Below are 14,245 nucleotides of genomic sequence, written 5' to 3'. Positions count from 1 at the left end.
GGCTGGCTTTCCAAGTCTTTCCGTCAGCTGGGCTAGGCGGAATAGCGCGCAGACCGGGCCCCGCAATGCAGAACTTAGCGCGGCGCTGCGGGTGACGTGCTCGGACCCGGCGCCGGCGGGGGCGCGGGTGGGTTGAAGGCACCGCTCGGGTAGAGGGCGGTCGCCTGCATCATGTAGTTGGCCCACTGCGGGCCGGCGATCATGTAGCCGTCCAATGACTTGTAGAACTTGCCGTTGATGGTGACGTTCTGTCCCGCCCGCTGTTGTCCCGCCGTCGTATCCCCAAAGAATGAGGCCGTGGCGAGCCGGGTGGTGAAGCCAGCCACCCATGTTGCTCCGTTGTTGTTGGAGGTACCTGTCTTGGCCGCTACGGGGACCTGGTTCTGTACCTTGGGTTCGATGTAGACGCCGGATCCGAGCTTGAGCACGTCCTGAAGCACTGCGGTAACCCCTCGGGCCACGGCTGGTTTCACAGTCTCCTTGCATTCAGGAGTTTGGGCCGGGTATTTCCTGCCTTGTGAGTCGCTGATATCGGTGATGGCGATGGGCTTGCAGTAGGTGCCATCGTTGGCGAACGTTGCGTAGGCGCTCGCCAGGACCACGGGAGCGACGCCGATGGACCCAAGGAGGTTGCCGATCTGGTGCATGTTGATCGGGGCGTTGTCCAGGCCGCTGTGCAAACCAACCGCGTCCACCATTTTCTGGATGCCGCAGAAATCCAACTGGGCTGCAGTGGCGAATGTGGCGGTGTTGATCGAGTTATAGAGGCCGTAATTAATGGGCATGGGGCGGTAGTAGCCCTCATCGTTGTTCTGCAGGTCATCGTCCGCGCCAAGGTTCTGCGCCTTCTGCGCGGTGCTGTATCCACCCAGCACCTTCCCACAGCTCGAACGCCACGGGAAGCCAACCGGGTAGACCCGGCGGGAAGCATCCACCACGGCAGTGGGCGACTTGCCCTCGTTGAGCCACTCCGCGAAGATGAACGGCTTCATGGTGGAGCCGGGTTGGAAGCCACCTGCACCATTGAGGTCGTTGCCGTTTTCGTCCTTCGCGTCCACGTTGAAGTTCAACTGGGTATCGAATTTCCCGTCCTGCGGAACGAACACCGTGTTTTGTGCCATGGACAGGATCTTTCCTGTGCCTGGTTGCACGGTGGTCATCGAAGCGCCCCACTTGTCCGGGTTGGCGCCTGCAGAGGCATCCACCTGTACTTGTGCCGCCGCCTGCAACCGGCTGTCCAAAGTGGTGGTGATGGTGAGCCCGCCCCGGTACAGGAGCCGTTCGCGGTCCTCCACGGTTGCGCCGTAGGCTTCATTGTTGAGGATCAGGTGGGACACGTAGTCGCAGAAGTACGTGGCGATGGAGGCCCCTGCACAGCCTTGGAGGGACGGAGTGATTTTCAGCTCAACTGGGGTAGCGACTGCCGCGTCATGATCTACTTGCGTGATCTGGCCCTGTTCCAGCATCCTGTCCAGCACCAAGTTTCGGCGGGCGAACGCTGATTCCGGCGAGGTTGTGGGGTCATAGACGCTGGGCCCGTTCACCAGGCCTGCCAAAAGCGCGGCCTGTGGCAAGGTGAGGTCCTTCGCTGAGGTGCTGAAGAAATAGCGTGAAGCGGCTTCGATGCCGTATGCGTTCCGGTTAAAGAACACGATGTTCAGGTATCCCTCAAGAATTTGGTCTTTGCTGAAGCGCTTCTCGAGCTCCAAGGCCAGTTTGATCTCGCGCAGCTTGTCACCCATGGTCTTGTCCCCGCTGAGCACCACGTCCTCGGGCCGCCCTTGCGAGAGGCGGGACTCGTTCAGCACGTTGGTGACATATTGCTGGGTCAGGGTCGACGCGCCCTGCCGGGTCCCCTTGGTCACGTTGGACGTCAGCGCCCGGATGATTCCTTGCGCATCCACTCCCGGATGCTCGTAAAAGCGACTGTCTTCGATGGCCACGATCGCCTGACGGATGAAGGGCGACATTTGGTCCAGTGGTACCTTCACGCGGTTCTCTGCATAAAACGTGGCGATGTGCTGGCCGTCTGCAGTGACCACAGTGCTGGAAAGGGACGGCGAATCAACGTCTAGTTGGCTGGGCAGGCTCTCGTAAAAACCGATGGAACCCCCCATGGTGGTGCTGGTGAACTGAACCACTGGCACCATGAAACCGCAGATCAGCACCCCGCTGAGGATGCTCACGAAGAAAAACGCGAAGATCCTCAGGAGGACCTTGCCCAGACCTAACCGTGGACCCTTGTTCCGCGCCATTTCGTGCCATTCCGTCGAGATGTCAGGCTGAAAAGTAGCTACAGAATACGTCTGAGGACGCCACCGATCCATGGGTTGGGGCCCCAAAAAGGTCCCAAATTGGACTCAATCCAGCGGCAGCGTGACCCTCACACTGGTGCCCCGCCCAACTTCGGAGTCGATCTCGACGGTCCCGCCGGCGTCGTGTACTGCTATGGACATCAGCAGCAGGCCGAAGCCGTGCCGGCGGCCACTGGGGGCGGCGTGGATCTCGAAACCCTTGCCGTTGTCCATGATGGTGAGTTGGATGCCGTGGTAGACGGCGTTGAGGCGGATGGTGAGTTCGCTGGCTTCCGCGTAGTTGAGGGTATTGCTGAACGTCTCCTGGGCCACGTGGTAGAGCAGCGCGGCGGATGCGGACGAGATCTCGATGCCGTGGTGGGGTGTGTGCCAGTAGACGGTCACGCCGGAGCGTCGAAGCGGCGCGGCAAGCCTGTCGATGCATCCTGCGACCCCCAGTGCGTGGAAGTCCACGGGGTGCTGGTCCTGGATGATGCCCTTGACGGCGATCACCTCCGTTGGCGCTGGTGCCTGTTCCATTGGTTCCCCCACATCATCGTGATTCATGCTGGTTATTCGTTGCCGAAGCCCCTTTATATTGGTGCTTCGTCTGCTTCCAGCGTGGCGCGGCAAAATCAAGGACTGTGTTTGTTTGGCTCAATTTCCCATCAAGTTTGCGGGGCGGGCTTGCGGAGGTGGGCTACCTCGTGCGGGGGTGCCCGACGGCGGAACTTGCGTCCCGCCGTCGGGCCTTGTTGGTGGGGCCTAACTTTCCTGTGGCAGCTCCGCGAGCAGCAGTCGGCAGGCACTGGGGATCGGTTGGATGATTTCGACGGCGGTTGTTTCGGCAAGGCGTCTGGCGGCCAAGGGCCCCTGCGCCGAGCTCGTGGGAAACGTGCCAAAGCGCAGGGAAGGCTCCGGCGATTTCGCAGCTTTCCAGCGAACTCGCTTGTCGCGGCCATACCGCCAATGCCACAGTGAACCATGGCCAGAGAGGTTGCTGTCCCTTAGTTGGGTGGGCGCGCAGGCTAGACTCGCCCGCATGGGGGACAACAATACACTTGGGGAACAACGCCCACCGAGGCCTTCACGGAAACTGGCGGCCGTCGTCGTGCCCATGCTGGGGCTGATCGCCGTGATCGTTGGGCTGATCGTGGCGTGGAAGGGCAAAGACGAACCCATCGGCTGGTTTTCCTATGCGCCACTGAGCAATCAAACATTCGTGGCAAATGGCACGGCATTTATCAGCCAAGGGACGCAGCTCGGGCTGGCCGTGGCGGTTCTGGGCCTGCTCATCCTCGCGTTCTGGGCGGGGCACACCGTCGGCCGCCGCCGCTGAGTTCGCCGCAGAAACGCGAAATCGCCAGTTAGCTCCAGCGAATCAGGAGCTTTCCGGCGATCTCGGCGTGGGCAGCAAAGACTAGGTGAGCTTCACCTGGCGGTTCATGTCCTTGTACAGCAGGTAACGGAACTCGCCCGGACCACCCGCGTAGCAGGCCTGTGGGCAGAACGCGCGCAGCCACATGAAGTCGCCGGCTTCCACCTCCACCCAGTCGTTGTTGAGCAGGTACATTGCCTTGCCCTCGAGGACGTACAGGCCGTGCTCCATGACGTGGGTTTCCGGGAACGGAATCACACCGCCGGGCTGGAACGTGACGATGTTGACCTGCATGTCGTGGGCGAGGTCGCTGGAGTCCGTGAAGCGGGTGGTCTTCCAAGCGCCGTCCGTGTCGGGCATAGCGGTGGGCTCAATGTCCTTCTCGTTGGTCACGAAGGACTTGGCTTCGTAACCCTCAAGCCGCTCGTACGCCTTCCGGATCCAATGGAAGGAGACGATGTCGTCGGAGACGTTCTCCACGCCCCACTCGGAGCCGGCGGCCAGGTAGGCGTAGCCGCCCTCCTCGAGATGGTGCAGTTCGCCGTCGAGGGTGAGGTTCACCTGGCCCTTGGTCACGAAGATGACGCCTTCAACGCCTGCCTCGAACTCGGCCTTGGGAGCCCCGCCGCCGGGGCCGATCTCGACGATCAGTTGCGAGAACGTCGTGGCAAAGCCGGAGATCGGCCGCGCGATGATCCACGAACGCGTGTTGGAGAAACCCGGCAGGTTGCTGGTGACGATATCCGTCATGACACCCTTGGGGATCACCGTGTAAGCCTCGGTGACGATGGCCCGTTCCGTGGTGAGGTGGGTCTGCGGCGGCAGGCCGCCCTGAGGGTAGTAGTACTTGCTCATCGAATGCTCCTCATCAGTGGGAAGTAGGTTGTGCCAGCCGCGGGTGCGCCAGTGCGGTCAGCTGGGAAAGTTCGACGCCGGCAAGCGCCTTGACCTCGTCGGTCCCAACTGCGCCGCACTGGACGCCGCGAAGGACGAAGCCAGCGAGTGCACGCGCAGTGGCGGGTTCGTCCATGACCCCGCCTTCGGTGCGTTCCACGTAGTTGCGGAGGCGGAGTGCCGCGGCGGGCAGGCCCTCGCGATAGAAGGCGTACGACGCCGAGAAGCGGCTGGGCAGTTGGGCGGCGTGCAGGTCCCAACCCTGGTAGTAGCCGTTCTCGAGGGAACGACGCACCAAGCGCCCATGGAGCTTCCAAGCGTCCTCAACGCCATCGCCCACGGGGATGATGTTGGTGGAACCGTCGGAAAGGCGGATGCCGGTGCCGGCCACCGCGAGCTGCATGACTTCCTTGGCAAAGTCGGCCACAGGGTGCTCCATGGACTGGTACTCCGCAGAGATTCCCAGAGATGCACTGTAGTCGTAGGTGCCGTAGTGCAATGCGCTGACGCGACCAGGAACGGCGTGGGGGAGTTGTGCCACGGGAGACGTTCCGTCGGCGCCCAGAATGAGCTGCGGCGTCTCCACCTGGACCTCGAAGCGGAGCCTGCCGGCGGGAAGACCGTGGACTTCCTCAAGACGGGACACTGCGAAGTCCATGGCCTGCACCTGCGCAACCGTTGTGACCTTGGGCAGCGTGAGGATCAGTCCGGCCGGGAGCTCACCAGCAGCGGCAAGCGTGGAGACGAACAGATCCAGGGTCCGCAGGCCGCGGGCACGGGTGGCTGCTTCGAAGCACTTGAAGCGGATGCCGATGAATGGCGGAGCAGTCCCAGCCGCAACCGCGGCGGCAACAGTCTCGGCGGCAGCAACGGCGTCGGCGTCTTCTGCCTCATCGCCGCGATCGCCATAGCCGTCCTCGAAGTCCAACCGCAGGTCCTCGATCGGCTCCGAAGCCAGCTTCGCGGCGACGCGGGCTGCAACAGCGGCCGCCAGGTCCGGCTCCTGGCCCAATAGCTGGCCGAGCTTTTCCAGGCCGCCGTGCGCCTCCGCCGTCGCGAGTGCCTGGGCGCCCCACTCGACAGCCAAGGTAGGTGTGAAGCGGTCGGCGGGCACGTACACCGTGTGGATGGGCTGGCGCGAGCCGTCGTCACCGGGGTAGTTGCGGTCCAGCAACTGGTCGGTGGCGGCGAGCTGTGAATCAATTCGGGCGAGGTCCTCCGGGGTAAAGGAACCCATCTCAGCCCACCAGCTCATACGCGGGCGTGGTGAGGAAGTCCGTGTAGTCGTCGGAGAGGCAAATGTCCTCGATCAGCTTGGACGCCGGCTCGTAGTAGGCCTTGAACTGCTCGTCGCCGAACTCGATGCGCAGGCGCTCAGTCTCTTCGCCCAGGATGCGGCTGACGAGTTCGCGGGTCACGGTGTTGCCCGTGTCGGCCAGGACCGACTTGTTGCGGATCTGCTGCCAGACCTGCGAACGGGAGATTTCCGCCGTCGCAGCGTCCTCCATCAGGTTGTGGATGGCCACGGCACCGCTGCCGGAGATCCAGACGCCGGTGTACGCGACGGCGACGTAAAGGTTCAGTCGCAGGCCGGCTTCGGTGACTTGGCCGTCGGCGGAGGCGACGTCGATCAGCTGCTCCGCGGTGACGTTCACCTCGGGGCGCTGCTTGTCGATCTGGTTGGGCTTTCCGCCGTTGGCAGGGTCACCGAGGACGGAATCGAACACCTCGCGGCACGTGGAAACGAGGTCCGGGTGCGCAACCCAGGAACCGTCGAAGCCGTCGTTGGCCTCGCGCGTCTTGTCGGCGCGGACCTTGTCGAAGGCGGCGGCCGTAACGTCGGGCTGCTTGCGGTTGGGGATGACGGCGGCCATGCCACCCATGGCGAATGCACCGCGCTTGTGGCAGGTCTTGACCAGCAGCTCGGTGTAGGCGCGCATGAACGGCGCCGTCATGGCAACGGATGCGCGGTCCGGGAGGACGAACTCTTCGCCTGCATCACGGAAGTACTTGATGATGCTGAAGAGGTAGTCCCAGCGGCCGGCGTTCAGGCCCGAGGCGTGATCGCGCAGTTCGTACAGTATCTCGTCCATCTCGAACGCAGCCGGGATGGTCTCGATCAGCACGGTGGCGCGGATGCTGCCCTGCGGGATGCCAAGGAAATCCTGGGCGAACACAAAGACGTCGTTCCAGAGGCGGGCCTCAAGGTGGCTTTCCATCTTGGGCAGGTAGTAGTACGGGCCGTGGCCGTTGAGGAGCAGCTGCTTGGCGATGTGGAAGAAGTGCAGGCCAAAGTCCACCAGCGCACCTACGGCGGGTTCGCCGTCGATCAGCAGGTGACGTTCTTCCATGTGCCAGCCGCGCGGGCGGGCCACAACAACGGCCAGAGGAGCGTCGGTCCGCAGGCGGTACTCCTTGCCTTCGGGCGAGGTGTAGCTCAAAGTTCCCTGGGCTGCGTCGCGAAGGTTGAGGATCGCATCGATGACGTTGGGCCACGTGGGCGTGCTGGCGTCTTCGAGGTCAGCGAGCCATACCTTGGCACCGGAGTTCAGCGCGTTGATGGCCATCTTGGCGGGGGTTGCCGGACCGGTCATCTCCACGCGGCGGTCCTGCAGGGCCGCGGGTGCCTCGGCGACCTTCCAGTCGCCGTCGCGGATTTCCTGGGTCTCCGGGAGGAAGTCCAAACGGCTGGTGCGGGCAACGCCGTCGCGCTTGGCCTTGCGGGCCTCCAGCAGCTCGGCGCGGGTGCCGGCGAACCGCTTGTGCAGTTCTTCGATGAAGCCCAGTGCCTTGGGGGTGAGGATTTCCTCGGCGCGATCGATCGGCCGGGGATCAGTGACAGTGATAGCCATTTGGCGGTGTCCTTTTCTAGAGTGCGCTGGCGGCGTTGGCGTGCGCGGCTGCTGCTACGGCACTAGCCACATCGGCGGCAACATGGGGATCGAAGACGCTGGGGATAATGTAACTCGCGTTCAGCTCATCGTCAGCCACCCGGTTGGCAATTGCCTCGGCGGCGGCCACCAGCATGTCCGGCGTGATGTCCGATGCTCCGGCGTCCAGGAGTCCCCGGAAGAAGCCCGGGAAGGCCAGGACGTTGTTGATCTGGTTGGGGAAATCACTGCGTCCGGTGGCAACCACGGCTGCGTGCTTGGATGCGATGACGGGATCGATTTCCGGCGTCGGGTTGGCCATGGCGAACACGATCGCGTTCTCGGCCATCGAAGCAACCTGCTCTTCGCCGATCACGTGCGGGGCGCTGACGCCGATGAACACGTCCGCTCCCTTGAGGGCGTCGTGCAGGGTGCCGGAGAAGCCTTCTTCGTTGGTGTTCGCGGCAATCCAGGAGCGGTGCTCGTCGTCGTACTTCTCGCCCGAGTGGATGGCGCCCGAGCGACCGGCGGCGATGATGTGCTGCGCGCCCTGGGCCTTGAGGAGCTGGATGATGGCTGAGCCGGCAGCGCCGACGCCCGAGACAACGATCTTGACCTCGGAGAGCTTCTTGTCCACTACGCGCAGGGCGTTGACCAATGCGGCGAGGGTGACGATTGCGGTGCCGTGCTGGTCATCGTGGAACACCGGAATGTCGAGTTCTTCCCGGAGGCGGTTCTCGATCTCGAAGCAGCGTGGGGCGGCGATATCTTCCAGGTTGATGCCGCCGTAGACGGGGGCCATGGCCTTGGCGATCATAATGATTTCTTCGGTGTCCTGCGTGTCCAGGCAGACCGGCCAGGCGTCAACGTTGGCGAATTGCTTGAACAGTGCGGCCTTGCCTTCCATGACCGGGAGGGCCGCGGCCGGGCCGATGTTGCCCAGGCCCAGGACAGCCGAGCCGTCGGTGAGGACAGCGATCGTATTGCGCTTGACCGTCAGGTTGCGGGCAGCGGCGGGGTCTTCGGCGATCGCCAAGCAGACGCGCGCGACGCCGGGCGTGTAGGCGCGGGACAGGTCGTCACGGTTGCGCAGGGCTACTTTGGGGACGACCTCGAGCTTGCCGCCCAGGTGCATGAGGAAGGTCCGGTCCGAGACGTGCTGGACGGTGACGCCTTCGAGGGCGTTCAGGGCGTCCTTCACGCGGGCTGCGTGGGCATCGTCCGTGGTGTTGCAGGTGACGTCCACAACCAAGGTGTCGTGGTGGGATTCGGTGACGTCCAGCGCAGTGATAGCAGCGCCGGCCGCGCCTACTGCGGCAGCAAGTTCGCTGGTTGCGGTAAAGCTGGACGGTGCGGCGACGCGCAGGGTAATCGAGTTTCCGGGGCTCGGATTCGCCATTGAAATTCCTCCTGTTAGGCCCGTTCCCGGGCCGCCGTTCCAAACTGAATGTTTTCGTATTATGGATATTATTATCTACAAAGTGGAAACACAACCCCTTGCTCGGTCATCTTCGGTGTCGTCGCGCGTGGGGCTAACGTGCTGTATCTTGGGTGTTCTAAGCAATTCTTTTCACGATGCGGATAAGAGTTGTCGGAATCTGAGTCATTGGAGACAAGGGAATGGCTGAAAAAGCCTCCGGAGGCGTGCAGTCCGTTGAGCGCGTCTTTGAACTGTTGGAACTGATCACGGATGCGGGCGGCGACGTCACTCTCAGCGAGCTATCGTCATCCACTGACCTGCCCTTGCCCACCATCCACCGCCTGCTGCGCACCTTGGTATCCCTCGGCTACATCCGCCAGCTGCCAAACCGCCGCTACGCCCTGGGGCCGCGGCTCATCCGGCTCGGCGAAGGTGCCAGCAAGCAGCTCGGTGCTGTGGCGCGTCCTCAGTTGAAGACCCTCGTGGAGCGACTGGGCGAGACCTCCAACATGGCCGTCCTCGATTCGGACATGGTCATCTACGTTGCCCAGGTCCCATCAATGCACTCCATGCGCATGTTCACCGAGGTCGGCCGCCGCGCCCACACGCACGATACCGGCGTGGGCAAGGCCATCCTCGCCCAGCTCGACGACGACGTCGTCCGCGGCATCGTAGCCCGCACCGGCATGCCCACGCCCACGGCCAAGAGCATCGGCGACATCGACTCCCTGCTGGCGGACCTCAAGCTGATCCGGGAGCGCGGCTACTCCATTGACGAGGAAGAGCAGGAGCTCGGCGTACGTTGCTTCGCCATGGCGGTGCCCAACGCTCCCACTCCTACAGCTATCTCTGTCTCCGGACCGATTACCCGCGTGGACCAAAGCTTCGCGGACCGGGCCGTGCCCATGCTTCGCGAAGCTGCACTGGCGATCTCTGCGGAGCTGAACCAGAACTAGGTCCTACCCTCCCCGCCGAGTTGGCATTTGATGGCAATGTTTCCCAGAAACATTGCCATCTTTTGTCATCTCGGCGCAGTGCCGCCGTCGTAGGTTCTGCACAGGGGCGCAAAGAGCGGCAGTGTCCCCCAAGGAAACACTGCCGCCCGTTATCGTTGCGGAAGGGTGCTAGTGCTCTGAGGCGCTGGACGTCTTGAGCGGGACTTCCTTGCCTTCAGCGTCGATCAGCTTGCCGTTCTCGAAGCGGTCGCCATCGGCCAGGCACTTGATGTCCTCCTCGCTGACGATGCGGTCCGTGCCGGCGACGAACACTGACTGGTTGTCCGTGTTGCCTGCCTTGAAGTGGTTGAACAGGATGTTCAGCAGGATCGCCATGACTGCCGCGGAGCTGATGCCTGAGTGGAAGATCGTGGAGAACCAGGATGGGAACTGGTCGTAGAACTTCGGGGCAGCGATGGGGATCATGCCGAAGCCGATCGATGCGGCAACGATGATCAGGTTCATGTTGTTCTTGTACTCAACCTTGGCCAGGGTACGGATACCGCTGGCCGCCACCGTTCCGAAAAGCACGACGCCGGCACCGCCCAGGACGGGCGTCGGAACCGCTGCGACCACTCGGCCCAGCACCGGCAGGAGGCCGAGGATCACGAGGATGAGGCCGCCGGCGCTGACAACGAAGCGGCTCTTGATGCCCGTGATCGCCACGAGTCCGACGTTCTGGGCAAAGGCGCTTTGCGTGAACGAGTTGAAGAGCGGCGAGATGGCGCTGGAGAGCATATCTGCGCGGAGGCCATCGCCGATGCGACGGGAGTCGACTTTGGTGTCCACGATCTCGCCGACGGCGATGATGTCCGCAGACGTCTCGGTGAGGGTCACCAGGATGACGATCAGCATGGAGATGATCGCTGCGATTTCAAACGTAGGAGCACCGAAGGCGAAGGGTGTGGGGAACGCGACGATGTCGCCCTGGCCAACCTTGGAGAAGTCTGCCATTCCGGCAACGAACGCGATGATGGTGCCGATGACCATGGCCAGCAGGATGGAGAGGCGTGAGATGGCAGCGTTGCCAACTTTGCTCAGGAGCAGGACTACGCCCATGGTGGCCGCGGCCAGGCCGATGTTTGCCACGCTGCCGTAGTTCCCGGCCTTGGCGTTTCCGCCCATGGCCCAGTTGGCGGCTACAGGCATCAGTGTCAGGCCAATGGTGGTGATGACCGTTCCGGTGACCACGGGCGGGAAGAACTTGATGATCTTGGAGAAGAGGGGAGTAATGGCCAGGCCGATCAGGGAGGCCACAATGACCGAACCGAAGACCGCCTGGATGCCCCCGCCACCCTGGACGATCGCGACCATTGTTGAGACACCCGCGAAAGACACGCCTTGGACCAGCGGCAATTGCGATCCGAAGAACGGGATGCCAACCGTCTGGAGGATGGTGGCGAGGCCGCCAACGAACAAGCAGGCTGCGATGAGGAGGCCGATGTCCTGCGAGGACATGCCCGCGGCAGCGCCGATAATCAGCGGCGGGGCAATGATTCCGCCGTACATGGTGAGGACGTGCTGGAAGCCGTAAGCGAAGGTGCTTCCGATGGAGAGGCGCTTGTCCTCGGGGCGTTCTGGCTGATGCTTCTGCGAAGGGGTGGTATCCGCAGTGCGGGATTTCTTCTTCGTGTTCATGGCAGACTTTCTGGGTTCATGGCAGACGTCTTCGTCTGGCTAACTGTGTCTGGCTAACAAAATCTTGGGGTTTTTGGGGTTGGGTCTGTGTGCAGGCCAGGATCCTCTCCGGTTTGTTGAGGGCTGGCCTGCACACAGCTATTGGTTACGGGTGGTGCTTAGCAGAAGCCGGCAATGCCGCTCCAGGCAACGGGTGCAGCCGTGGTGTTTTCGCGCTGGACGGTTGCTTCGATGAGGCCGTACGGGCGGTCCGCGGCGAAGAAGACCTCGTTGGGGTTGTCCAGGCCGAACGGGCTCAGGTCAACCAGGAAGTGGTGCTTGTTGGGCATGGAGAACTTGATCTCGTCCACTTCGCTGTGTGCTTCCAGGACCTTTTTGCCCATGTCGAACAGCGTCTGCTGCAGGGCGTGGGAGTAGTTCTCCGTGAAGCCTTCCAGCAGAAGGGCCTTGATGTCCTCGTAGCTCTTGTTGAAGTCCGTGCCAGCCAAGTCGACGTTGGTGTTGTAGCGCCAGCGTGCAGAGACATCCGTGGCAAGGATGCGGTCCGTGGTTTCCGGCAGGGTGGTGTACTTATCGCGCGGGTAGCCGACAAAACCGGACTGCGTGGTCTTCAGGACGGTCAGGTCCTTGAGGCCGGAAATCACGTGGGTGGTGGCGCCATCACGGACTACGACGGCGGTACGTACCTCTTGTCCGTTGCGGACGAAGCTGTGGTCGTGTCCCTCTCCGTGGGCCTGGATACGGTCCCAGCTGTAGGCCTCGGCTTCCCAACGGCCGCCCGTTACCCACTCGAACTCGCTGGTGAAGTGGTCCGCGAGGCGCAGGAGGAAGGACTCCGGCGAGCCGATGCCGTCACGGGCAAAAGCGTAGACAGTGTTCTTCTGGGTATCGGTGGCAACGACGTGGCCGTTGTCGCCTTCGAGGTGTGCCGCCTGGAAATCGCCACGAAGCTGCGAGGTGACGTTCAAGTCTTCAATGTGGTGGCGGTCAGTATCCCGAGTGACTTTGACGACGCGGACTTCCGCTTTGCCGTACTGGTTTTCGCCGAGGACGATGTTGTTGCTCATGGTCATATCCCAACTTCTGTGAGGTGGAACCTACGTTCCATCAATGAAATTAAGCGCGTGTTTCCACCGCGTTTCTGGTGGAGCCGACCCAACAAAAAAGAGCCGGCATCCATTGATGCCAGCTCATTACGACCCTGCCTGCTGCTCTCAGGTTACGTGACGTACGCCACGAACTCATTCGAGAGTAGCGCATGATTTCAGCTTGTGTACATGGCTTTCCGGAGATCGTTATGAACCAGCCGAATGTGACCGGAGCAACTCTGGTTGCCTCTTGGACAGGTCTTGACGCTCGCTTCCCCGCTCCTTACACTTTTCACATAGCAATAAACAATTTCCGAAATACGGAAACTGACTGCACTGGAAAGAGGAGGAACAGATGGACTCGAAGGATACGAACAAGGTCGTGGAATTCCCGGCACCGGGTCAGGAGCTGTACCTGCCCTTCGGTGCAACGGATCCGGACTTCTACATTCCGGCCGACTGTGACCGCAAAGCCGGAGGATTCTCCCGCTGGCTCCGCGCGCTCCCGGTGTTCGGCCGGCAGCGCCCCTAGGATCTTTCCTGCATCCAACGGGCGCGGACTCTGCCCAACAGAGCCAAAGAGGCGGGCGATACCTGGGGAGGTATCGCTCGCCTTTCCGTTGCCCTGCCGGCCTCCGTTTCGTGGGTTCCCGGCGTAGAGTGCCGGGCGTGCCAGCGAATGCGCAGCGCACCCCCGAAACGGGCTCTAGCCTGTCCCGCGCAGAACCCGAAGCACGCTCGTTTTGAACTCCTGTTCTTTGAAGAGGTGCTGCCACTTCACTCGGATAATCTTCCAGCCGAGCTCGGTCAAAGCCTTTTCGCGCTGCCGTTCCTGGTAAATCACCTCGGCAGTGGGTGCGTAATCGAAGTACTTCACCCTTCCATCGAACTCAAGGGCCACCTTCTTCTCCCTCCACGCAAAGTCCAGCCGATGGCGACCTTCCGCGGACGTCACCTCCACCTGTAGGTCGGGCATTTGGATCCGAAGTCGTTGGAGTAGCTCGCGTGTCAGGGTTTCGCCGGGTGACTCGGACCTGGCATCTGCGTTGTCAAGAGCCCGGCGAAGCGTGAGAACTCCGTTGCGGCCGGCCAAGGATGCGCACATCTGTTGCAGTTTCGAGCTGTCCGCACCTTTTCGGAGTGCGTGGTCCATCAGTACCAAGGCTTGTTTGTAGTTCAGCATGAGGCAGCAGTCCACCACTGTCTGTTCAATTGTGGTGCAAGGCATTCCCTCGATGAAGGTAAGTTCCGTTGGCTCCAGCGGACGAGTGTGCGGCACCACGTCCCTGCCGTGTGAAGTGGTTGACGCCGTCGTCTCCGCGGTGACGTGCACCTTGTCTCCCACGTCCCACAGGAACAAGCCGTGGAGGCGCGCGGCTGAGGTGTGGCTGTAGACCAAGCCGCCGGCCGACGTCGGAAGCGTGCCGTGTGCGTGCGCGGCGATCAGCTGCAGACTGCGAACCCATGGCTTTTGGGCTCTCCATGTGCTGCCTCGGATATAGCAACCGCGGCGTAGTCGTACCAAGACACCGATTCGAACCAATGCTGCAATTCTCCGGTGATTAACCCCCAACTCCTGGAGCTCGTTGGTCCGCCATAAATCCATCCCCGTGGAAAGCTCGTTGCTGTTGATCTTTGTCATGAGTCAAGACTTGAATGAGCAGGAGC

Annotated in this window: 12 protein-coding genes; 3 read left to right on the top strand and 9 right to left on the bottom strand. The window is 62.2% G+C overall.

All coding sequences use genetic code 11. The features are described 5' to 3' along the window. Nucleotides 1-74: 74 nt before the first annotated feature. Both LDN75_RS20345 and LDN75_RS20340 read right to left on the bottom strand, forming a co-directional pair. Nucleotides 75-2,255, bottom strand: coding sequence for a transglycosylase domain-containing protein (locus LDN75_RS20345; RefSeq protein ID WP_223934491.1), 2,181 nt, complete (start codon nucleotides 2,253-2,255; stop codon nucleotides 75-77). Nucleotides 2,256-2,360: 105 nt separating this feature from the next. Continuing rightward, entirely contained in the window at nucleotides 2,361-2,861 is a 501-nt protein-coding gene (locus LDN75_RS20340) for an ATP-binding protein (protein WP_223934490.1), read from the bottom strand. A 475-nt stretch (nucleotides 2,862-3,336) separates the two neighbouring features. On the opposite strand from LDN75_RS20340, the gene LDN75_RS20335 reads away from it, so the two are divergent. Beyond that, the gene (locus LDN75_RS20335; protein WP_223934489.1) at nucleotides 3,337-3,633 is read left to right on the top strand and encodes a hypothetical protein; all 297 of its coding nucleotides are present in this window, start codon (nucleotides 3,337-3,339) and stop codon (nucleotides 3,631-3,633) included. Between the two features lie 81 nt (nucleotides 3,634-3,714). Here LDN75_RS20335 and LDN75_RS20330 read toward each other — a convergent pair whose 3' ends face one another. The 4 genes from LDN75_RS20330 to LDN75_RS20315 are packed head-to-tail and all read right to left on the bottom strand — an operon-like array spanning nucleotide 3,715 to nucleotide 8,835. Beyond that, the gene (locus LDN75_RS20330; RefSeq protein WP_223934488.1) at nucleotides 3,715-4,527 is read right to left on the bottom strand and encodes a bifunctional allantoicase/(S)-ureidoglycine aminohydrolase; all 813 of its coding nucleotides are present in this window, start codon (nucleotides 4,525-4,527) and stop codon (nucleotides 3,715-3,717) included. Nucleotides 4,528-4,540: 13 nt separating this feature from the next. Further along, the gene (locus LDN75_RS20325) at nucleotides 4,541-5,803 is read right to left on the bottom strand and encodes an aldolase (RefSeq protein ID WP_223934487.1); all 1,263 of its coding nucleotides are present in this window, start codon (nucleotides 5,801-5,803) and stop codon (nucleotides 4,541-4,543) included. A gap of 1 nt (nucleotide 5,804) precedes the next feature. After that, nucleotides 5,805-7,418 (bottom strand): malate synthase A, encoded by a 1,614-nt coding sequence (gene aceB / locus LDN75_RS20320; protein WP_223934486.1) that lies wholly within the window; start codon nucleotides 7,416-7,418, stop codon nucleotides 5,805-5,807. A 16-nt stretch (nucleotides 7,419-7,434) separates the two neighbouring features. After that, nucleotides 7,435-8,835, bottom strand: a complete 1,401-nt coding sequence (locus LDN75_RS20315; RefSeq protein ID WP_223934485.1) for an NAD-dependent malic enzyme — start codon at nucleotides 8,833-8,835, stop codon at nucleotides 7,435-7,437. Nucleotides 8,836-9,056: 221 nt separating this feature from the next. On the opposite strand from LDN75_RS20315, the gene LDN75_RS20310 reads away from it, so the two are divergent. Beyond that, a complete protein-coding gene (locus LDN75_RS20310) occupies nucleotides 9,057-9,812 on the top strand; it encodes an IclR family transcriptional regulator (protein ID WP_223934484.1) in 756 nt (251 codons plus the stop codon). A gap of 168 nt (nucleotides 9,813-9,980) precedes the next feature. On the opposite strand, the gene LDN75_RS20305 is transcribed toward LDN75_RS20310, so the two are convergent. Both LDN75_RS20305 and pucL read right to left on the bottom strand, forming a co-directional pair. Continuing rightward, on the bottom strand, nucleotides 9,981-11,489 hold the full coding sequence (locus tag LDN75_RS20305) for a nucleobase:cation symporter-2 family protein (protein WP_223934483.1): 1,509 nt from the start codon (nucleotides 11,487-11,489) through the stop codon (nucleotides 9,981-9,983). Nucleotides 11,490-11,647: 158 nt separating this feature from the next. Beyond that, nucleotides 11,648-12,562 (bottom strand): factor-independent urate hydroxylase, encoded by a 915-nt coding sequence (gene pucL, locus LDN75_RS20300; RefSeq protein ID WP_223934482.1) that lies wholly within the window; start codon nucleotides 12,560-12,562, stop codon nucleotides 11,648-11,650. Nucleotides 12,563-12,932: 370 nt separating this feature from the next. Here pucL and LDN75_RS20295 point away from each other — a divergent pair, with 370 nt between their 5' ends. After that, the gene (locus LDN75_RS20295) at nucleotides 12,933-13,109 is read left to right on the top strand and encodes a hypothetical protein (protein WP_175538651.1); all 177 of its coding nucleotides are present in this window, start codon (nucleotides 12,933-12,935) and stop codon (nucleotides 13,107-13,109) included. 174 nt (nucleotides 13,110-13,283) lie between these two features. On the opposite strand, the gene LDN75_RS20290 is transcribed toward LDN75_RS20295, so the two are convergent. After that, nucleotides 13,284-14,219, bottom strand: coding sequence for a type IV toxin-antitoxin system AbiEi family antitoxin domain-containing protein (locus LDN75_RS20290; RefSeq protein ID WP_223934481.1), 936 nt, complete (start codon nucleotides 14,217-14,219; stop codon nucleotides 13,284-13,286). Between the last annotated feature and the right edge of the window lie 26 nt (nucleotides 14,220-14,245).

Origin of the sequence: Arthrobacter sp. StoSoilB5 (genome assembly GCF_019977235.1) — a bacterium.
In the GTDB taxonomy this organism is placed as follows: domain Bacteria; phylum Actinomycetota; class Actinomycetes; order Actinomycetales; family Micrococcaceae; genus Arthrobacter.
Note: the sequence above shows the minus strand (reverse complement) of the source record. Positions and strands in the feature narration are given on the sequence as shown.